Origin of the sequence: Leisingera sp. NJS201, assembly GCF_004535885.1 — a bacterium.
In the GTDB taxonomy this organism is placed as follows: domain Bacteria; phylum Pseudomonadota; class Alphaproteobacteria; order Rhodobacterales; family Rhodobacteraceae; genus Leisingera.
Map to the genome: position 1 here is coordinate 136,409 of NZ_CP038234.1, position 19,560 is coordinate 155,968.

Annotated in this window: 19 protein-coding genes and 1 pseudogene; 11 read left to right on the top strand and 9 right to left on the bottom strand. The window is 60.7% G+C overall.

Translation table 11 applies throughout. The features are described 5' to 3' along the window. Positions 1-101 precede the first annotated feature (101 nt). From ETW23_RS00660 to ETW23_RS00685, 6 genes are all read right to left on the bottom strand, one after another. Positions 102-659, bottom strand: a complete 558-nt coding sequence (locus ETW23_RS00660; RefSeq protein WP_134828799.1) for a recombinase family protein — start codon at positions 657-659, stop codon at positions 102-104. 110 nt (positions 660-769) lie between these two features. After that, the gene (locus tag ETW23_RS00665; RefSeq protein WP_134828800.1) at positions 770-1,300 is read right to left on the bottom strand and encodes a peptidase M15; all 531 of its coding nucleotides are present in this window, start codon (positions 1,298-1,300) and stop codon (positions 770-772) included. Positions 1,301-1,404: 104 nt separating this feature from the next. Continuing rightward, entirely contained in the window at positions 1,405-2,100 is a 696-nt protein-coding gene (locus ETW23_RS00670; RefSeq protein WP_134828801.1) for a hypothetical protein, read from the bottom strand. Between the two features lies 1 nt (position 2,101). Continuing rightward, positions 2,102-3,231 (bottom strand): IS3 family transposase gene (locus ETW23_RS00675; RefSeq protein ID WP_134828802.1). Its coding sequence is split into 2 segments (ribosomal slippage): positions 2,102-2,997 and positions 2,997-3,231, totalling 1,131 coding nucleotides; the frame shifts between segments, so codons are not numbered across the junction. Between the two features lie 167 nt (positions 3,232-3,398). Then, complete coding sequence (locus ETW23_RS00680; protein WP_129370024.1) at positions 3,399-4,946, bottom strand: sodium:alanine symporter family protein; 1,548 nt, start codon at positions 4,944-4,946, stop codon at positions 3,399-3,401. 9 nt (positions 4,947-4,955) lie between these two features. Beyond that, positions 4,956-5,393 (bottom strand): universal stress protein, encoded by a 438-nt coding sequence (locus tag ETW23_RS00685; RefSeq protein WP_129370025.1) that lies wholly within the window; start codon positions 5,391-5,393, stop codon positions 4,956-4,958. A gap of 108 nt (positions 5,394-5,501) precedes the next feature. On the opposite strand from ETW23_RS00685, the gene ETW23_RS00690 reads away from it, so the two are divergent. The 11 genes from ETW23_RS00690 (at position 5,502) to ETW23_RS00740 (ending at position 17,429) form a co-directional block, all read left to right on the top strand. Then, positions 5,502-6,035 carry a winged helix-turn-helix transcriptional regulator gene (locus ETW23_RS00690; protein WP_254695104.1) on the top strand — a complete coding sequence of 178 codons (534 nt, stop codon included), beginning with the start codon at positions 5,502-5,504 and terminating at the stop codon, positions 6,033-6,035. Positions 6,036-7,025: 990 nt separating this feature from the next. Further along, a complete protein-coding gene (locus ETW23_RS00695) occupies positions 7,026-8,417 on the top strand; it encodes a trypsin-like peptidase domain-containing protein (RefSeq protein ID WP_134828803.1) in 1,392 nt (463 codons plus the stop codon). Continuing rightward, positions 8,417-9,733: a replication-associated recombination protein A gene (locus ETW23_RS00700; RefSeq protein ID WP_134828804.1), complete on the top strand. Its 1,317-nt coding sequence runs from the start codon at positions 8,417-8,419 to the stop codon at positions 9,731-9,733. Before ETW23_RS00695 ends, ETW23_RS00700 begins: the two co-directional genes overlap by 1 nt. 127 nt (positions 9,734-9,860) lie before the next feature. Next, on the top strand, positions 9,861-10,241 hold the full coding sequence (gene crcB, locus ETW23_RS00705; protein WP_134828805.1) for a fluoride efflux transporter CrcB: 381 nt from the start codon (positions 9,861-9,863) through the stop codon (positions 10,239-10,241). Further along, positions 10,238-11,284: an RluA family pseudouridine synthase gene (locus ETW23_RS00710; protein WP_134828806.1), complete on the top strand. Its 1,047-nt coding sequence runs from the start codon at positions 10,238-10,240 to the stop codon at positions 11,282-11,284. Before crcB ends, ETW23_RS00710 begins: the two co-directional genes overlap by 4 nt. After that, entirely contained in the window at positions 11,281-11,949 is a 669-nt protein-coding gene (locus tag ETW23_RS00715) for an HAD-IA family hydrolase (protein WP_134828807.1), read from the top strand. Before ETW23_RS00710 ends, ETW23_RS00715 begins: the two co-directional genes overlap by 4 nt. A 3-nt stretch (positions 11,950-11,952) precedes the next feature. Then, positions 11,953-12,657 (top strand): ATP12 family chaperone protein, encoded by a 705-nt coding sequence (locus ETW23_RS00720; protein ID WP_129372198.1) that lies wholly within the window; start codon positions 11,953-11,955, stop codon positions 12,655-12,657. 249 nt (positions 12,658-12,906) lie between these two features. After that, positions 12,907-13,923 carry an amino acid ABC transporter substrate-binding protein gene (locus ETW23_RS00725; RefSeq protein ID WP_129372197.1) on the top strand — a complete coding sequence of 339 codons (1,017 nt, stop codon included), beginning with the start codon at positions 12,907-12,909 and terminating at the stop codon, positions 13,921-13,923. A 127-nt stretch (positions 13,924-14,050) separates the two neighbouring features. Continuing rightward, positions 14,051-15,319 carry an amino acid ABC transporter permease gene (locus tag ETW23_RS00730; protein ID WP_129372196.1) on the top strand — a complete coding sequence of 423 codons (1,269 nt, stop codon included), beginning with the start codon at positions 14,051-14,053 and terminating at the stop codon, positions 15,317-15,319. Position 15,320: 1 nt separating this feature from the next. Then, a complete protein-coding gene (locus ETW23_RS00735) occupies positions 15,321-16,625 on the top strand; it encodes an amino acid ABC transporter permease (RefSeq protein WP_129372195.1) in 1,305 nt (434 codons plus the stop codon). 12 nt (positions 16,626-16,637) lie between these two features. After that, entirely contained in the window at positions 16,638-17,429 is a 792-nt protein-coding gene (locus ETW23_RS00740) for an amino acid ABC transporter ATP-binding protein (protein WP_129372194.1), read from the top strand. 97 nt (positions 17,430-17,526) lie between these two features. Here the strand turns inward: ETW23_RS00740 and ETW23_RS00745 are convergent, their stop codons facing one another. The 3 genes and pseudogenes from ETW23_RS00745 to ETW23_RS00755 all read right to left on the bottom strand — a co-directional run bounded on the left by ETW23_RS00745 (position 17,527) and on the right by ETW23_RS00755 (position 19,297). After that, positions 17,527-17,979 carry a DUF411 domain-containing protein gene (locus tag ETW23_RS00745; protein WP_129372193.1) on the bottom strand — a complete coding sequence of 151 codons (453 nt, stop codon included), beginning with the start codon at positions 17,977-17,979 and terminating at the stop codon, positions 17,527-17,529. Positions 17,980-18,093: 114 nt separating this feature from the next. Further along, positions 18,094-18,591 (bottom strand): histidine phosphatase family protein, encoded by a 498-nt coding sequence (locus ETW23_RS00750; protein ID WP_129372192.1) that lies wholly within the window; start codon positions 18,589-18,591, stop codon positions 18,094-18,096. Beyond that, positions 18,588-19,297, bottom strand: a pseudogene (locus tag ETW23_RS00755) (ferredoxin). The gene ETW23_RS00750 and the pseudogene ETW23_RS00755 overlap by 4 nt, the downstream one beginning before the upstream one ends. Positions 19,298-19,560 lie beyond the last annotated feature (263 nt).

Here is a 19,560-nt window from a genome sequence, read left to right on the forward strand (position 1 = left end):
GTTTGCAACAATCCATAGCCAATTGCCGTTTGGCTGTCGAACCGAAATCAACCAGTGGTAGCGGGCGTGCTTCCTTGGCGCAACACGTGCACCCCGGTTCATCACATCGTTTTCAGCACGCGGTAGAGAGTGGACCGACCAAGCCCGAGCTGGGTTGCGATATCTGCAACCTTGACGCCCTGTGCTTTGAGGCTTCGGGCGCGCTCGACCTTCTCTACGGCCAAGGGCGCGCGGCCTCTGTATTTGCCTGCCGCCTTTGCTTTGGCGATGCCTTCGCGTTGCCGCTCCAACATCATCTCACGCTCAAACTGGGCCATCGCTGCGAACATGGTCAGCATCAGTTTACCGCTTGGGGATTTGGTATCCACCTCAGCGCCACCGAAATCAAGGATGCGGAGGGCTACGCCTTTGGCTTCCAGCTCATCAACGATCTTGAGCAGGTGCTGGGTGGAACGTGCAAGACGGTCCAGCTTGGTCACGACCAGCGTGTCTTTGCGCCGCACAAACTTCAGCACGTTTTCTAGTTCTGCGCGCTGGGCAACCGAGGAGACTTGTTCGCTGAACACCTCTTCGCATCCGGCTTCGATGAGATCACGTTTCTGGGCCTCGAACCCTGCGACTTGATCTGCGGTTGATGTACGTGCGTAGCCTACCTGCATGATGAAGGTCCCAATAGCATCTAGAGTTGGAGAGAAAGGCGTCTCTCTTTGTAAAACCATTTCATAGAGACAGGTTTTGAGCCGCGCGGTCTGTCTCTGATAACCCCGCCCTAAAGAGAACCGGGCAAGGTAAGAGCCGTCGCGCTGGGTTGTTGTTTCCAGCCAATATTGAACGCGTTGTCATTCTTGAACCGCTTCGGCTCCGTGCAGGGCAGAGAGGTCATCAGATGGTCTGCAAGGTCCTGCCAACCACCATGGCCGGTGTGGCCTTCGTTGAAGGCAGGGATGACGATGCAGGCAGATGCTCCAGCACTGCCGTCAGGATCGCGATGGTCCCAGATGTGCGCGGCGTAGTTCTTTTCGTTGCTTGCGCATTTGAGGCCGAGCCTGTGCCCCAGCGCATTCAGGCTGGCGGAGCGAAAGCCAGAGCGCACGATGACGGGGCCGAACTCAGACACGATGGGTTCCAGCACATTGGCGCACAGACCACGCCCCATCTCTATAGCCAGTTCAGCGTCATCGGGCATGTTGACGATGCCATACGCAGCGGCGATTTCAGAATGGAGGAACTGGCGGAACGTGAAATGTTTGGACAGCTTGACGCGTCCGAGCCTCTCCAGCTCCCAGAAGGTAGATTTCATTTTGGGCCTCATGGGGGATGGGTGCAAAGGGTGGCATCGCTGGAGCGGTCCAATGCGCGCGAGCAATCCACTGCCTTTGCACCCGGGTTCATTTGCGGGCGGGATCAGTCAAACAGCTTATGTATTGCTGCGTGATCGATCTGGCCCGTGAACTCGGCAAGATGCGCGCGCGGAGCGCCGGGGGCTTGGAAGGACTTCAGATCGCCAACGCTCGTTATGTGGCTAGATGTCAGTCCGTTGATCGGGGCGAGTGCCAACTGCCCATTCTGAAGTTTGCCCACGACAAACACATCCCAAGTAGAGGGGTTCGAGAACGATTGAAGAATGCACCCCACCAGATGCTGGTCATCGACGTTTTCGCGCCTGCAGCTAACGGCTCCATACCGCTTGTTGTCGAAGTAGGGTGAAGTCCCCCTCTCAAGGTTCATCTTATAGAACGCCCGAAGAGCTTTCAGAGCCTCCTTTGCGTCAGACCGGGGCGTTGCCGCAGCAAGTTCAGGCGTGATTACACCCCAGCCTTTGTTCTTTGTGCGGCAGTGCGTGGCCCAGGCGGCGTTCATTGAAAGGTTATTGAGCTCCCATTCTGCAATGCCGAGCTGAGACGCAAGATTGACCTGCAGTTTCCGCTGCAGGGTATCATACTTGCCTAATATGTCCCTGCGGGCTTGTTCGCCGGGATTGGCCTCCATTTCTGCATCGCGTTGCCGTGACAGGGCAAACACTTGGGTGGACATATCGCACCACTGCGCGATTGCTTTGGCATTGGACCTGCACCGTTTTCGTTCCGGTGTGTAGCTCATGTTAGGCGGCGATCTTTTCGAAAGCCACGGGTGATTTCCAGCCGATGGCCGAATGCCGTCGGCGTGGGTTGTAGAAGCCGTTGATGTATTCGAAGACGGCCAGTTCGACCTCTCTGCGGGTCTGCCAGGTCCGGCGCCAGATTAATTCGGCCTTCAGCGACTTGAAGAAGCTCTCGACGGCCGAATTATCATAGCAATTTCCCTTTCCGCTCATCGACGGCACCAAGTCGTGCTTGCGCAGACGCTTTTGATACTCGTGGGCACAGTATTGGGCGCCGCGATCAGTGTGGTGGATGCAGCCCGGGGGCGGCTTTCGTAGGGCAATCGCCATGTCCAAAGCGCGCAAGGCCAGATCCTGTTTCATGCGGTTGCTCAGGGCCCAGCCGATCACCCGTCGCGAATAGAGGTCGATGATCACAGCAAGATAGGCCCATCCCTCGCGGGTCCAAATATAAGTGATGTCTCCCGCCCACTTCTGGTTCGGGGCGCTTGCGGTGAAATCCTGACGCAACAGGTTGGGCGCGATATTGAAGGTGTGATTGCTGTCGGTCGTGCGCTTGAACTTGCGGCTGCGCAGCACCTGGATGCCGTTATCACGCATGATCCGCGCCACACGGCGTTGCCCGACATGGATGCCCAGTTCATTGAGTTCCTGCGTCATGCGCGGACGACCGTAGCTGCCCAGGCTCAAGCGATGCTGCTCTCGAATATGCGCCAAGAGCACCATATCCCGACGTTGGCGGCGTGACGGCGGCCTGTGCCGCCAGGCCCGAAGACCACGATCCGTCACCTGCATCAGGCGACACAAATGGCTGCGTGGCAAATCCCCGCGGTAATCCGCAATGAACTGAAATCTCATTGCTTTTGACCCGCGAAGAAGATTGCCGCCTTTTTTAACACCTCCCTCTCCTCCCGAAGAATGCGGTTTTCTTTGCGTAGGCGTTCGTTCTCGCGCCGAAGCTCAGAATCCTGGGTCGCGGTAGAAGGATCGTCCGAGAACTGACGTATCCATTTGCCCAAGGTCGAAAGGCCGACCCCCAGATCCGACGCGACTTGGCGACGCGTCAGCCCGCTGCTTGTCGCGATCCGAACCGCTTCGCGTTTGAAATCGTCACTGTGTTTGGGTGCCATTTCCGGTCTCCTCTATGGCGAGCATTGCTCGCAGAAAACCGGAACAAAAGTGAAGCAGGTCCAATGTGAGGAACAGGAAGCTGTCTCCGTACTCCCTTCGTCACTACGCTAAACTAGGGGCCTCAGGAAAAACTCCGGCGCAATTGGATTGCGCCGGAGCTCAGGGCTTAGGAAGTGAATTTCTTCAGCTCGCCACCTTTCAAGCGAGCGGTGTAGGAAAAGAGTTCCTTTTTCACCAGTTTCATCAAGAAGTAGAGGCAGAAGATGTTGACCACAGCCATGGCAAAGATCGCTGCATCAGAGAAGTCGATAACCGGACCCAGGCTTGCTGCTGCACCAATCACGATGAAGATGCAGAAGATGATCTTGAAGGTCAGCTCCGCCAGTTTGCTTTCGCCAAACAAGTAAGTCCAAGCCTTCAACCCGTAGTAGCTCCAGGAAATCATCGTCGAGAAGGCGAAGAGCACAACTGCGATAGCCAAGACATAGGGGAACCAGCTGATGCCGGAGGCAAAAGCGGCGGAGGTCAGCGCAACACCGGAGTTGCCATCGACAGTTGCAATGGCTGTGCCCGCTTCGTTCAGCATGTAGTTGCCCGTCGCCGGATCGATAAGCAGCTGCTGCGAGATGACGATCACCAGCGCCGTCATGGTGCAGATGACAACCGTATCAATCAGCGGCTCAAGCAGGGACACAAAACCTTCGGTGATCGGTTCCTTGGTTTTTACCGCAGAGTGCGCGATCGCCGCCGAACCGACACCAGCCTCGTTTGAAAACGCCGCTCGTTTGAAGCCCTGGATCAGCGCGCCAACCATGCCGCCTGCCACGCCAAGACCGGTAAAGGCGCCGTCAAAAATCTGGCCGAAAGCCCAGCCGATCTTGTCATAGTTCACCGCCAGAATGACCAGTGCGGCGCCGACATAGAGGATCCCCATAAAGGGCACGACCTTTTCTGTCACATTGGCAATGGATTTGATGCCGCCAATGATCACGGCAAAGACAATGCCAGCAAAAACGAGCCCGGTGATCCAGCCCGGATAGTCTCCGACGATGCCGGATATCTGGGCATGTGCCTGGTTCGCCTGGAACATATTGCCGCCGCCTAGCGCACCAAGGATGCAGAAGACCGAGAACATGATCGCCAAGAACCGTCCGCCCGGCAGGCCAAGTTCTTTGAAGCCCTTGGAGATATAGTACATTGGTCCGCCGGAAACGGTCCCGTCAGAGTATTCGTTACGGTATTTCACACCTAGGGTGCATTCGGTGAACTTGGATGCCATGCCCAGAAGACCTGCAAGGATCATCCAGAACGTCGCACCAGGCCCGCCGATTCCAACGGCAACCGCGACCCCTGCAATGTTGCCAAGGCCGACCGTGCCGGAAAGAGCGGTGGCCAGCGCCTGGAAATGGCTCACTTCGCCCGCATCGTTGGGGTCAGAGAAGTCGCCTTTGACCAGCTGGACAGAATGTTTGAAGAAGCGGAACTGAACAAAGCCGAAGTATAGGGTGAAGATGCTGGCAGCGATGACCAGCCACATTACAATCCAGGGAAAGCTGGTGCCTGGAAACGGTGCAAAGATCAGCCCTACAAAGGGGCCGGTCAGATCCGCAAAGACCTGATTGACCTTTTCGTCAATACCCATCGCCTCCTGAGCGGAAAGCGGGGTGGACGCGAAGGCCGCGGCTGCGGCCAGCCAGAGTTTGGTCATTTTCATGATCTGCCCCTATCCTACAACCGTGACGGGCACATCGGCGTGCATCACGAGGTTCTGCGTCGAGCTGCCGAAAATGCGTTTGGCAAATCCGTCCGAAGAGGCCCGGCCAACGATGATCTGCGATCCGCCGTTTTCGACTGTGATCTTGTTCAGGGTCTCGGCCACATCGCCGTGCCGCACCAGACCGGTTGCCTTGAACCCGGCCTCTTTCAGCGCGCTGACCGCAGGTTCGACAATCCGGCTGTTGGCCAGTTTGATCTCCTCCTCGCGCCGTTTGTGGCGCTGAGCGTTTTCTTCGGGAGTCTGAAACGTAAATGGCGACCATTCGATGACATAGACGGCAAGCAGCTCACAAGCGTCGATTTTCGACGCCAAGTCCTTTGCAAAAGTGAGTGCGCGTTCACCGGTATCTGTCCCGTCAAGCCCTATGACGATTTTGACAGTCATTTTTTCCTCCGTGTGCAGTGTATTTTTTGACTTGGAGCGCGGCTGCTCCTGGACTGAGGCAGGCGGGATGCAAATGATTGACACCCTTGATCCCCAGGATCAGTATCAGTGATATTCACTAGTAATTGGGCATGTTGTCAGCGTTTGTGCAGGAAATGTTGCCTGCAAACAGCCGAAGAACAGGGAATATCACTGATGGGCAGGGATTTGGATAAGATTGACAATCGGATCCTGGAAGAACTGGAATCTGACGGGAGACTTTCGATTGTCGAGCTTTCTCAGCGGGTGAACCTGACCAATACCCCCTGTTCAGACAGGGTCAAGCGCTTGGAGAAATCCGGCTATATCAGCGGTTACCGGGCAGTTTTGAACAAGGAAAAGCAGGGACTGGGCCATTTGACTGTTGTGCAGGTTTCACTTGCGGCAACTGGCGGTGACAATTCGCTTGATGCGTTTAACGCGGCTGCGGCCCTAGTTCCTGAAATTGAAAGCTGCCTGATGATCGCCGGTTCATTTGACTATCTTCTGACAATCCGCACCCGGGACATCTCGCATTTCCGCCAGGTTCTGGGGGACAAAATCAACAGGCTGCCGAACATCCACCAGACCAATTCCTACACAGTTATTGAAGTTGTAAAGTGATCTGTGGTGGAGGGGGCGGAGTTCGGCACGGCTGGGTTGCCAAGCTCAGCAAAAAAACAATCCAGAAAGTTGGAACTCGCGGCAATGTTCCTCGGCGTTTCCTGGCAGAAAACCCTTGCCGCAGCCGGGGCCGCCACCTCCTGCCGGATTGCTGCTTTCGGAACAATGACCCAAGTGCTTCGCGCGCTCGGCATTTTGGCGATTTTACAGAGCACGCACGCCTTCTCTGCTAGGCTTGCCACAGTCGTAACACATCGGACTTTGCGGCGAGCAAAGACAGCCTTCCCGCATCAACCGCATATGTCTTTAAAGCGAGACCCAGGACGTGTGCGACATTGAGTATCCGGGTGCCCTGCGCTCGATGCACCGGCAAATCGGCATTGGTGCAGCAGGCCAGACCTGCCATTCATAGCCGCCAGAGGCTTCACAAATGGCGAAAGCCGATTCCAAATTGCCAATCTGGCGGAGATGTCTTCTGGTTGCTGCGGGAGAACTGTTGATCTCTACCTGCCGGCCAGCCGTCCAACAGATGCACCACAAGGCTGGTTTTGGAGTCCTCAAACGCGATGATGCGGTCTGGCGTGGATCGAGTTTAATTGTTCACATCGAATTCCTGATCCTTGGTCATCTGCGGCCGCGAAGGCCCTTCTGCCGTTTGGGCGGCCGGACATATGGCGCGGCAGTTGCGGGATATTTTGCGACCGTATAACCACTGACTTTAGGTCTGCCTCAGGGCCGCCCGCCCGCCCGCCACCGGTTCACCGGATGGCTACCCGGAGAACCGGCCGGCTTCAATCAGACAGAGGCTGGATTGAGGGCAATATCGCACACATAACCCTCACGGGTGAATTGAGCCGCAGGCTCAAGAGGGGGCAGCGCGCCTGTGGCGGCAACTTGCGGGGCGGCGTCCCTTTGTCCTTATACGTCTCCCGCCTTGCAATCCGCGTGCGCGCTCCGCATATCCTTCGGGCAGTAACAACCGGAGCGCCCATGATCCGCCCAGCCCTGACCGCCCTTGCCATTATTCTTGCCTTGCCGGCTGTGGCAGAGACCCGTGTGCCGCAGAAGCAGGCGGAAGTAACCCTAGGCTTTGCGCCTTTGGTCAAGGAAGCCTCGCCTGCAGTGGTGAATATCTATGCCAAGGTGGTGCGCCAGGTGCAGCAGCGCCGCCGATCGCCTTTCATGAACGATCCGTTCTTCGATGATTTCTTCCGCGGCTTTGCCAAGCCGCAGCCGCGGGTGGAGAACTCGCTGGGTTCGGGCGTGATCTTGTCGGCGGATGGCATCGTTGTGTCCAACTACCATGTTGTCGGCAGCGCCACCGAAATCCGCGTGGTGACCTCTGACCGGCGCGAATACAATGCGCGGGTGATCCTGGGCGACAAGGCCAGCGACCTGGCAATCCTGCAGCTGGAAGAGGCCGCAGATCTGCCGCATCTGGACCTGCGCGACAGCGACCAGGTCGAGGTGGGCGAACTGGCGCTGGCCATCGGCAACCCCTTTGGGGTTGGGCAGACCGTCAGCAGCGGCATTATCTCGGGCCTCGCGCGCACCGGCATGGGGGCAGGCGATGGTTTCGGCTATTACATCCAGACCGACGCGCCGATCAATCCGGGCAATTCGGGCGGGGCGCTGATCGACGTGAACGGCGACCTCATCGGCATTAACACCCGCATCCTGTCCCGCTCCGGCGGTTCCAACGGCATCGGTTTTGCGATCCCTGCAAACCTGGTGACGGAGTTCGTTAATCAGGCCCGCAAAGGCGCGGAAGAGTTCCAGCGCCCTTGGGCCGGCATGGCCGGGCAGCCAGTGGATGCCGATCTGGCAGCCTCGCTGGAGATGGACGTGCCTGAGGGTATGGTGATTTCCGATCTGCATGTTGAGAGCCCTTTTGCCAAAGCGGGGTTCAAGGTGGGCGATGTGATCACCCATGTGGATGGCGAAGTGGTGAATTCACCTTCGGAAATGGTGTTCCGCATGTCTGTCGCCGGGCTGGACGGTATGTCCGCAATCACCCGGCTGCGCGGTGAGGCGCGGGAAGAGATTGCGGTGCCGATGATCGTGGCGCCTGATCAGCCGCCCGCAAATCCGGTGCAGCTGGATGAAGACACGGCATTGCCCGGCCTGACCGTGGCGCGGATCAATCCGCAGGTGATTGCGCGCCTCGGCCTGCCCCTGTCGGCCGAAGGCGTGGTGGTGACGGACCCCGGTCCCTATGCCGGACGCGGCGGGGTGCAACCCGGCGACGCACTCTTGGCGGTGAACGGCCAGCCTGTCGCCAGCACCGATGAAGTCTATGCAATTCTGGCAAACAGCGGCCGCTGGATTCAGCTGGATCTGAACCGGCGCGGCCAGCGTGTGACCCTGCGGTTCCGGACCTGATGGCGGATCTGTTCGGCAGCCCTGCGCCTGCAAGCGGCGATGCACAGCAGCCCAACCGGCCGCTGGCCGACCGGCTGCGGCCGCGGTCGCTGGCAGAGGTGATCGGCCAGCAACAGGTGCTGGGGCCGGAGGCGCCGCTGGGGGTGATGCTGGCGTCCGGCTCCTTGTCATCACTGATTTTCTGGGGGCCGCCCGGCGTAGGCAAGACCACCATCGCACGGCTGCTGGCGCAGGAGACCGACCTGCATTTCATGCAGATCTCGGCGATCTTCACCGGCGTGCCGGAGCTGCGCAAAGTCTTTGAGGCCGCGAAGATCCGCCGTCAGAACGGCCAGGGAACGCTGTTGTTCGTGGATGAGATCCACCGCTTCAACAAGGCCCAGCAGGACGGCTTCCTGCCGCATATGGAGGATGGCACTATCCTGCTGGTGGGGGCGACAACCGAGAATCCCTCGTTTGAGCTGAACGCCGCTGTTCTGTCGCGCAGCCAAGTGCTGGTGTTGGAGCGCCTGCAACTTGCTGATCTTGAACGCCTGACCCAGCGCGCCGAGAAGGAGCTGGGCCGCGCCCTTCCGCTGTCAGGCGATGCCCGCGATGCGCTGCACGAGATGGCCGATGGCGACGGGAGGGCGCTGCTGAACCTCATCGAACAGGTTTCTGCCTGGAAGGTGGAGGCACCGCTGGGGCGCGAGGCACTGTCTAACCGGCTGATGCGGCGGGCGGCCAAGTTCGACAAGTCCGGCGACGAGCATTACAACCTGATTTCCGCCCTGCACAAATCCATCCGCGGCTCGGATCCGGATGCCGCCCTTTACTGGCTGGCGCGGATGTTGGAGGGCGGCGAGGATCCGCGGTTCCTGGCCCGGCGTCTGACCATGATGTCGACCGAGGATATCGGCATGGCGGATCCGCAGGCCAATACCGTCTGCCTCAATGCCTGGCAGACCTATGAGCGGCTCGGCAGCCCGGAGGGCGAGTTGGCGCTTGCGAATGCCGCCGTCTATCTGGCGCTGGCGCCGAAATCCAACGCGGTTTACGTCGGCATCAAGGCCGCCCGGCGGCTCGCCAAGCAGACCGGCAGCGCGCCGCCGCCCAAGCATATCCTGAATGCGCCGACCAAGCTGATGTCGGAGCAGGGGTATGGAGACGGCTATGCCTATGACCACGACGCCGAGGACGGGTTCTCCGGCCAGAACTACTTCCCCGACGGGGTCAAGCGCCCGGTACTGTATCAGCCAGTTGAGCGCGGGTTCGAGCGCGAGCTGAAGCGGCGTACGGACTACTTCGCGAACCTCAGGGCGAAGCGGAACAAGTAAAGCGGCTTTGCAGGCAAAGCCGCTGCCTCCGGCGGGAGTATTTGGGGAAAGATGAAACGGAAGCTCTGCACCCCATGCAACACGGGCAAAACTTGACATCCTTGCCTGTGCCGGCGACAGGACGGGGATGATTTCTTCGGTTTCCATGGTGGCCCTGGGCGGCGCAATCGGGGCGGTGTGCCGTTATCTGGCCGGGCTGGGCATCATCCGGGTCATGGGGCATCACGACTTTCCGGTTGCGGTGGTCACCGTCAACGTGATCGGCTCCTTTCTGATGGGGATGTTTGTGGTGGCTGCGGCGATGCGCGGGCTGACCCACCTCAGCCCCTTGGTGATGACCGGGCTTCTGGGCGGGTTCACCACTTTCTCGGCGTTCTCGCTGGAGACCGCCAACCTGATCGAGCGCGGCGCCTTCGGGCAGGCGGCGCTTTATGTTGTTCAGTCCGTTGGATTGTCCGTGGGCGGTTTGTTTCTGGGCCTGATGGCCGCAAGAGGAGTGTTCGCATGAGCGGCGTTCAGATGATTACTGTCAGCGAAGACGATGGCGGCCAGCGCATTGACCGCTGGCTGCGGCGGCTGTTTCCGCATGTGAACCAGGGCCGCATCGAGAAGATGTGCCGCAAGGGCGAGCTGCGGCTGGATGGCGGCCGGGTCAAGGCCAATACCCGTGTCGAGACCGGCCAGGTGGTACGGGTGCCGCCGCTGGCGGACAGCGACCTGAAACCTGCCGCGCCGCGCGAGTTGAAGATCTCGGACGCCGATGCCAGGATGATCCAGGATTGCGTGATCTACCGCGACGACGATGTGATCGTGCTGAACAAGCCCGCAGGGCTGGCGGTGCAGGGCGGCTCTGGCACCACCAAACATGTGGACGGGCTGGCGGAGGCGCTGAAGTTCGGGCTGGAGGATAAGCCCAAGCTGGTGCACCGGATCGACAAGGACACCTCCGGCATTCTGGTGCTGGCGCGCAACCGCAAAGCGGCGCAGGGGCTGACCGCTGCTTTCCGCCACAAGAATACCCGCAAGATTTACTGGGCCTTGGTCGCGGGTGTTCCGACGCCCTATCTGGGCGAGATCAAGAACGGGCTGGTCAAGGCACCGGGCCATGGCAAGAGCGGCGAAGGCGAGAAGATGATCAACGTCCACCCGCAGGACATCGACGAGACATACGGCGCCAAACGGGCGCATACGCTGTACGCGACGCTGTACCGTGTTGCCTCCCGCGCTGCCTGGGTGGCGATGGAGCCGATTACCGGCCGCACCCACCAGCTGCGGGCGCATATGTCGGGCATGGGCCATCCGATTGCCGGGGACGGCAAATACGGCGGCTCGGGTCAGGAGAACCTGGGCGACGGCTGGGGTGCGCAGTTTGGCGGGGTGATTTCCAAGAAACTGCATCTGCACGCCCGCCGGATGGTGTTCGAACACCCGGTGACCCACAGGAATGTCTCGGTTGTGGCGCCTTTGCCCGACCATATGAAAGAGAGCTGGGACACCTTCGGCTGGAGCGAGGATCTGGCGGCGGATGACCCGTTTGAGGATCTGAAGTGAGTTCACCGCTGCGGCTGATCCTGTTTGATGTGGATGGCACGCTGGCGGACAGCCAGGGCGCGATCACCGGCGCCATGGCTGAAGCCTTTGAGGGGGCCGGCCTGCCGGTGCCGCCGCGCGCGGCGATCCTGTCGATTGTCGGCCTGTCGCTGCCCTTGGCGATGAAGGAGCTGGCGCCGGATCAGAATGCCGCGACGCTGGAGGCGCTGGTGGAGGGGTACAAATCCTCCTACATGCTGGCCCGCGAGGCGGCCGGGGCGGGGCATTCGCCGCTGTATCCCGGTGCGCGCGAGGCGCTGGCGGACCTGAATGCGGTGCCGGAGTACCTGCTGGGGGTTGCCACCGGTAAATCCCAGCGCGGGGTTGAGGCGCTGATTGCGGCGCATGGGCTGGATTGCTTTGTGACCCGGCAGGTGGCCGACCACCATCCGTCAAAGCCGCATCCGTCGATGGTGCTGACGGCGATGGCGGAAACCGGGGTGGAGCGCGCGAGCACCGTGATGATCGGCGACACGCGGTTTGACATTGAAATGGGGCGCGCAGCGGGGGTCACCACCATTGCCGTGCCCTGGGGATACCACCCGGCAGAGACATTGGGCGCCGATTATCTGATCCGCGATTTCGCGGAGCTGCGCCCGCTGCTGGCAGAGATTTGGAAGGTGTAAGAAATGAGCGGCTGGGCACAGAAACGGTTCTGGAAAGCAGTCTCGGTTGTGCAGACCGAAGACGGGTTCGCGGTGGAGCTGGACGGGCGCCGGGTAAAGACGCCGGCCAAGGCGCCGCTGGCGGTGCCGACCCGGGCCATGGGGGACGCCATCGCCGCGGAATGGGACGCGCAGAGCGAATCAGTTGACCCCGGAACCATGCCTTGCACCCGGTCTGCCAATGCTGCGATTGACAAGGTGACACATCAGCACAGCGAAGTTGCGGCCATGCTGGCTGAATACGGCGATTCCGACCTGCTGTGCTACCGCGCCGACGCGCCGGTTGAGTTGACGTTGCGTCAGGCTCGGGAATGGGACCCGGCGCTGGACTGGGCAGCAGGGGCGCTGGGCGTGCAGCTGCAGCCCAGGACCGGCATTCTGCACCAGCCGCAGGAGACAGCGGCGCTGGCGGTGCTGGCGGAAAAGGTGCAGGCTATGACACCGTTCCAGCTGGCGGCTTTCCATGATTTGGTAGGGATTTCCGGCTCTTTGATCCTTGGCTTTGCTGCTGCGCAGGGCTGGCGCAGTGCCGATGAGATCTGGCAACTGTCGCGTCTGGATGAACGCTGGCAGGAAGAGCAATGGGGTGTCGACGAGGACGCTCAGGCTGCGGCGGAGGTGAAGCGGCAGGAATTTCTGCACGCCAAGCGGTTTTACGATTTCTCCTGAGAGAACAGAAAATTACCGAATGACCCCGTGAGGCGTAAATAAATTTACTCACGGGCAAACTGTGCGTATGCCGCGCATCGAATTTCCTGATCCCACCCTTGACGTTTGTTGATGAATGCGCCCACACTTGGGCGCGAAAAAGGGGTAAACCCTTCTTCAGTCTCAATTCCGGCGGGGATCGCCGGTTAATAAGAACCGCCGAATGGCGGACTATTCCGCTGAATGGCGGGCTATCAGGAAGAGGTAAATATGAAAAAATCCGTACTTTTGGGCGCAATGGCTTTTGCCGGTCTTGCGGCTGGCGCGGCATCTGCCGGAACGCTGGACGATGTGAAGGCGCGCGGCAAACTGAACTGCGGCGTCACCGTCGGCCTGGTCGGCTTTGCGGCTCCGAATGCGAACGGGGAATGGGAAGGGTTCGACGTTGCCGTGTGCCGGGCTGTGGCTGCAGCTGTGCTGGGCGACTCGACTGCTGTTGAATTCGTGCCGACCACCGGCAAGACCCGCTTTACCGCGCTGGCGTCCGGCGAGATCGACATGCTGGCCCGCAACACCACCTGGACCTTCAGCCGCGATGTCGACCTGAAGTTCGAATTCACCGGCGTCAACTATTATGACGGCCAGGGCTTTATGGTCCCGAAAGAGCTGGGCGTGTCCTCGGCTAAGGAACTGGACGGCGCCACCGTCTGCATCCAGACAGGCACCACCACCGAGCTGAACCTGGCGGACTTCTTCCGCTCCAATAATATCTCGTATGAGCCGGTTCCGATCGAAACCAACGCCGAAGCGCAGCAGCAGTACCTGGCCGGTGCCTGCGACGTTTACACCACCGACGCCTCCGGCCTGGCTGCGACCCGTGCCACCTTTGATGATCCGGGCGCGCATGTGCTGCTGCCGGAAATCATCTCCAAGGAACCGCTGGGCCCGCTGGTCCGCCACGGCGACCACGAGTGGGGCGACGTTGTCCGCTGGACCCTGAACTCGCTGATCGCAGCTGAAGAGCTGGGCATCACATCGGCCAACCTGAGCGAAATGTCCGCCGGCACCGAGAACCCGGAAATCAACCGTCTGCTGGGCAGCGAAGGCACCCTGGGCGAGATGCTCGGCCTGGACGCCACCTGGGCACAGAAGGCCATCGCTTCGCAGGGCAACTACGGTGAAATCTTTGCCAAGAACATCGGCGAAGACACTCCGGTCGGTCTGGCCCGCGGCCTGAACGCACAGTGGACCGAAGGCGGCCTGCTGTACGCTCCGCCGTTCCGCTAATCACACCACCGGGAAGGGCGCAGGAGTTTCCTGCGCCCTTTTCCTATCAGAAAATAAGCTCCGGACCGCTGCGGAGCGGGGACAACCCCGCCAGGACAGAATACCGGAACCCAGGGGATCACACTATATGTCAACGTTAACTGACCCTCCAAAGGAGCAGTTCCGGCTGTCTATGCTCCTTTATGACACCCGGTACCGGTCGGGGACCATCCAGGTCATCGCCATGTTCGGCTTCATGCTTTTGGCAGCCTGGCTGATCAACAACACGCTGAGCAACCTGGCCGCACTGGGTAAGCCGATCGATTTCGGCTTCTTTGCGGAACCGGCCGGCTATGATATCAACCAGCGCCTGCTGGAATACACCTCGCGCGACAGCCATTTGCGGGCCGCGCTGATGGGGCTTCTGAACACGCTGGTTGTGGCCTTCCTCGGCTGTATCACCGCAACAATCCTGGGCGTGATCATCGGCGTTCTGCGGCTGTCGTCGAACTGGCTGGTGGCGCGTCTGATGACGATCTACGTCGAGCTGTTCCGCAATGTGCCGGTGCTGTTGTGGATTGTCTTTGTGATGGCGATCCTGATCGAAACCCTGCCGGCGCCACGGGCGTTCCGGGGCGAAAACCCCGAAGCCACGATGAGCCTGGCCGACAGCGTTGCCGTGACCAACCGCGGTGTCTACATCCCCGAGCCGTTGTTCTCGCGTTCGCTGGGCGATGCGCATCTGTTTGGAGAATCCTCGCTGCGGTTTGATGTCAGCCTGGACCTGATAGCCATTCTGGTGGTGCTGGGCCTCAGCCTGTTTGCGTCGATCAAGATCCGCCAGCGCGCGGACCGCATCCAGGAAGCCACCGGCGACCGTCCGGTCACTTGGCATATGCGCACCGCCGTGGTGGTGGTACCGATGGCGATCCTGCTGGCCGTGCTGGGTTTTTACCTGGGCTACCCCGAGCTGAAAGGCTTTAACTTTCAGGGCGGCACCCACATGCGCAACTCGCTGATCGCACTGTGGCTGGCGCTGTCGCTGTACACCGCCGCCTTTATCGCGGAAATCGTGCGCGCCGGGATCATGGCGATCTCCAAGGGCCAGACCGAAGCCGCCGAGGCACTGGGCCTGCGCTCCAACAAGATCATGTCGCTGGTGGTCCTGCCGCAGGCGCTGCGGGTGATCATCCCGCCGCTGATCTCCAACTATCTGAACCTGACCAAGAACTCGTCGCTGGCGATTGCCGTGGGTTACATGGACATCACCGGCACCCTGGGCGGCATCACCATGAACCAAACGGGGCGCGAGCTGGAATGTGTTCTGCTGCTGATGGTGGTGTATCTGGCGATCTCGCTGACCATTTCCGGGGTCATGAACTGGTACAACGAAGCCGTGAAGCTGAAGGAGCGCTGAGATGTCTGATATCGGATTTGTCCGCACTGAAATGCTTCCCGAGCAGGATCCGCCCGCCTCTGAGGTCGGGGTGATCGGCTGGGCGCGGCATAACCTGTTTTCCAACTGGTTCAACTCGATCCTGACCATCGCGTCCTTTGCTGCGGTCTATTTCGTGCTGGCCGCCATTGTTCCCTGGATCCTGTCGCCCACCTGGAACGGCACCTCGCTGTCCAATTGCCGTGAAACGCTGGCAGCCGCCGGCCACGGCGATGCTCATGGCGCCTGCTGGGGCGTGATCAAGGAACGCTGGGTCCAGCTGATCTTTGGTTTCTACCCAAGCCACCTGTACTGGCGCCCCATCGCTGCCTTTGTCCTGCTGGGTGCGGCACTGGCTCCGGTGCTGTTCTCGGACCGGGTGCCGTCGAAACTGCTGATCTTTTCGGCGCTCTACCCGTTCATCTTCCCCTGGCTTTTGTGGGGCGGCACCATCTGGATGCCGATTGCCGCGCTGGCAGGTTTTGTCATCGGCGGGCTGGTCTACAAATTCGCCGCAGAAGCGCTGAGCACACTTCTGGGGGTGATCCTGGGCGTTGCCGCGGCTGTTATCTGGTGGATGCTGCTGGCGGCGCCGGTCTCGGGTCTGCTGGATGGGATCCTGCCCATCGGCATCGAAGCGGTGGAAAGCCGCAAGTTCGGCGGCTTCATGCTGTCGGTGACCATTGGTGTTGTGGCCATTGCCTGCTCCTTGCCGATCGGCATCGTGCTGGCGCTGGGCCGCCAGTCGGATCTGCTGATCGTCAAATACATCTGCGTGGGCTTTATCGAGTTCATCCGGGGTGTGCCGTTGATCACGCTGTTGTTTGTGGCTTCGACCCTGCTGAACATCTTCATGCCGCCGGGAACCAATTTCGACATCATCCTGCGGGTGCTGATCATGGTCACGCTGTTTGCCGCGGCCTATATGGCCGAAGTGATCCGCGGCGGTCTGGCAGCCTTGCCCCGCGGCCAGTATGAGGGCGCCGACAGTCTTGGCCTCAACTACTGGCAGGCGCAGCGGCTGATCATTATGCCGCAAGCGCTGAAGATCTCGATCCCCGGCATCGTTTCGACCTTTATCGGGGTGTTCAAGGACACCACGCTGGTCTCGATCATCGGGCTTCTGGACCCTCTGGGCCTGTCAAACGCCATTCGCGCGGACTCCAACTGGAACGGCATTGTCTGGGAGCTTTACGGCTTTATCGCCCTGTTGTTCTTCGTCTTCTGCTTCTCCATGTCCCGCTATTCCATGTATCTGGAGCGCAAGCTTCAGACTGGCCACCGTTAAGGAGTTCAACATATGTCTGAACTTATGACCGACCGTCAAATCGACCGTTCCAAGATGCAGGTGAGCGACGAGGTCGCCATCGAAATCTCCAACATGAACAAATGGTACGGGTCTTTTCACGTGCTGCGCGACATCAACCTGACGGTGAACCAGGGCGAGCGTATTGTCATTGCCGGCCCGTCCGGTTCGGGTAAATCCACCCTGATCCGCTGTCTGAACGCCCTGGAAGAGCATCAGCAGGGCAGGATTGAGGTGGATGGCACCGTCTTGTCAAATGACCTCAAGAACATCGACAAGATCCGTTCCGAGGTTGGCATGGTGTTCCAGCACTTCAACCTGTTCCCGCATCTGACCATTCTGGAGAACTGCACCCTGGCGCCGATCTGGGTCCGCAAGACACCCAAGAAGGAAGCCGAAGAGCGGGCGATGCATTTCCTGGAGAAGGTGAAAATCCCGGAGCAGGCCGACAAATACCCCGGTCAGCTGTCGGGCGGCCAGCAGCAGCGTGTGGCCATCGCGCGCTCGCTTTGCATGATGCCGCGCATCATGCTGTTCGACGAGCCGACCTCGGCGCTGGACCCGGAGATGATCAAAGAGGTGCTCGACACCATGATCGAGCTGGCCGAAGAAGGTATGACTATGCTCTGCGTGACCCACGAGATGGGCTTTGCCCGTCAGGTGGCGAACCGGGTGATCTTTATGGACGCAGGTCAGATCGTGGAGCAGAACGAGCCGGAAGAGTTCTTCAACAACCCGAAGAGCGACCGCACCAAGCTGTTCCTCAGCCAGATCCTGGGCCATTAAGGCAGCTGTATCACGAAACAATGAAGGCCGGGCATTGCGCCCGGCCTTTTTTTGTTCAGGTGTTCTAGGCCGGGCCGCCTTGATCAGGCCGCCTCGATTAGGAGTGGCTGGCGAACACTTCTGCCGTGCCATCAGCCAGGATCAGCAGGGTGTCAAACGCCTCGCGCTCATCCCCCATCTCCATCCCCGGCGAACCGATCGGCATGCCCGGAACGGTCAGTCCCAGCGCCGCAGGCTGTTCCGTCAGCAGCCGCTGGATGTCACCTGCCGGCACATGACCCTCAATCACATAAGGCCCGGCCATTGCAGTGTGGCAGGAAGCCAGATCGCCGCTGACGCCGAGCCGTTCTTTCATTGCCCACAGATCCTCATCCGCCACATTGCGCACCTCGGCCGCAAAACCGGCGGCGGCCAGATGATCGGCCCAGGCCGTGCAGCAGCCGCAGGAGGGCGACTTCATGATGCGGATGGTTTCCGCTGCCGTGGCAAACCCCGGCAGGGCGGTGAGGGGGAGGGCGGCTGCGGCCAGCAGCAGGGAACGGCGGCGCATGGGGATCTCCAGTCCTGGCAAATACGGGTTCGTCAGGCAACCTAGGTCCGCGCCTGCAACCGCGCCATGCCCCTCCCGCGCAGGATGCGCGGTATTGCCGCAGCCGCAACCGTGCTATTCGCCCAGCAGTTCGCGCGGAACGGCAAAGCCGACGGGTTTGCCGCTGCTCCAGGCCAGGTCGCGCCAGCTGCTGATATCAAACTCCGCCACCAGCGTTGCCCCGGTCGGGTAATCGTCGAACCGCGAATGATCCGGCGGGCTGGAGACGATGGAATGGGCAAAGGCGGCGATGCCGGGATTATGCCCGATCAGCATGACCCGCGGCTGTTCGGCCTCTATCAGCACCTTGAACATCATTTCCGAATTGGCGTGATACAGACGCTCGGTGAACCGCGCAGGCACACCCAGCTCCATCAGCTCGCAGGTTTCGCGGGTGCGTTGCGCGGAGGATGAGATTACCTGATCCGGCACATATCCTGTGTCCCGCAACCAGGCGGCGATGGCCGGGGCAGACCGGCGCCCTCGTTTGTTCAGCGTTCGGGCGTGGTCGCTGGGGACATTGGCGTCCCAGGCGGACTTGGCATGGCGGGTCAGGATCAGGGTGCAGGTCATTGGGGGTGAAAATGCCTCATGTGATGTGCGGTTTGTTCCGGGTCGCGGCCGGCGGTGCGGCTCAGCGGGCAGGCGCGGCGGGCCAGACAGCCGCCTGCCATGCAGCCGGCGCCGGCGGGAGTGTCAAGATAGTCATGGCAGGCTGCCAGATCGTAGGGGCCGCCGTCTGCCAATGCGCTGACGGGACAGGCGCTGAGACAGGGGCGGGAGTGGCAGCTGCGGCAGGGAGACTCTGCCAAAGGCGGAGGGGGAATGTCAATTTCCTGTTGGAAATGAAGGCCCCCCGCAAGGATATCAGCATGCCGGCGCGATCATGCACCATCATTTGTGACGGGGATGTGAAAAACCGGCCCGATGCCAGTGCCCAATTGATGAAAGGCGTGTAGGGCGGCCCGCCAAAGGGGAAATAGGCGCTGCCGCGCAGGTCCTGGGCCAGGGCGCTGACCACCCGCTCGGACCAGCGGTCCACCGGGTGCGGGGCGCCGTCGCGGTGCTCCGGACTGCTCTTGAAGACGGGCCAGAAAGCGGCGGCGGTTCCCAGCAGGATCAATGTGCCATCTTCCAGCGCCTTGACGGGCTGGCGCGCTGGATGCAGGGCACCGCAGACCGCAAGCCCGGCCTGCGCGGCGGCGGCTTCGATCTGAGGATAAGACAGTGCCCCTTGGGCACATTGGACACGGTGGTCCGGCAGGTCGGTCTGGGTCATATGCGGCATCCGGTCAGGGGCTTAGCGCGAGCCTAACAGCGCAAGCCTGCTTGCCAGAGCGCAAAAACGTCCCGTCCTGTTCTGCCGGCGTCTTCCCGCCGGCGCGGTCAGAAGCGGCGGAACGGCAGCCGCCGGCTCCAGTCCAGCCTTGCCGGGGGTCCGCCCTGCCAGTGCAGCGCCGCCGCCAGCTTCGCGCTCATATGCCGGAACGCCTGAATGTGGTATGATCCGGCCCCGGGGGAATGCGGGCCGGGCTGTGCGGC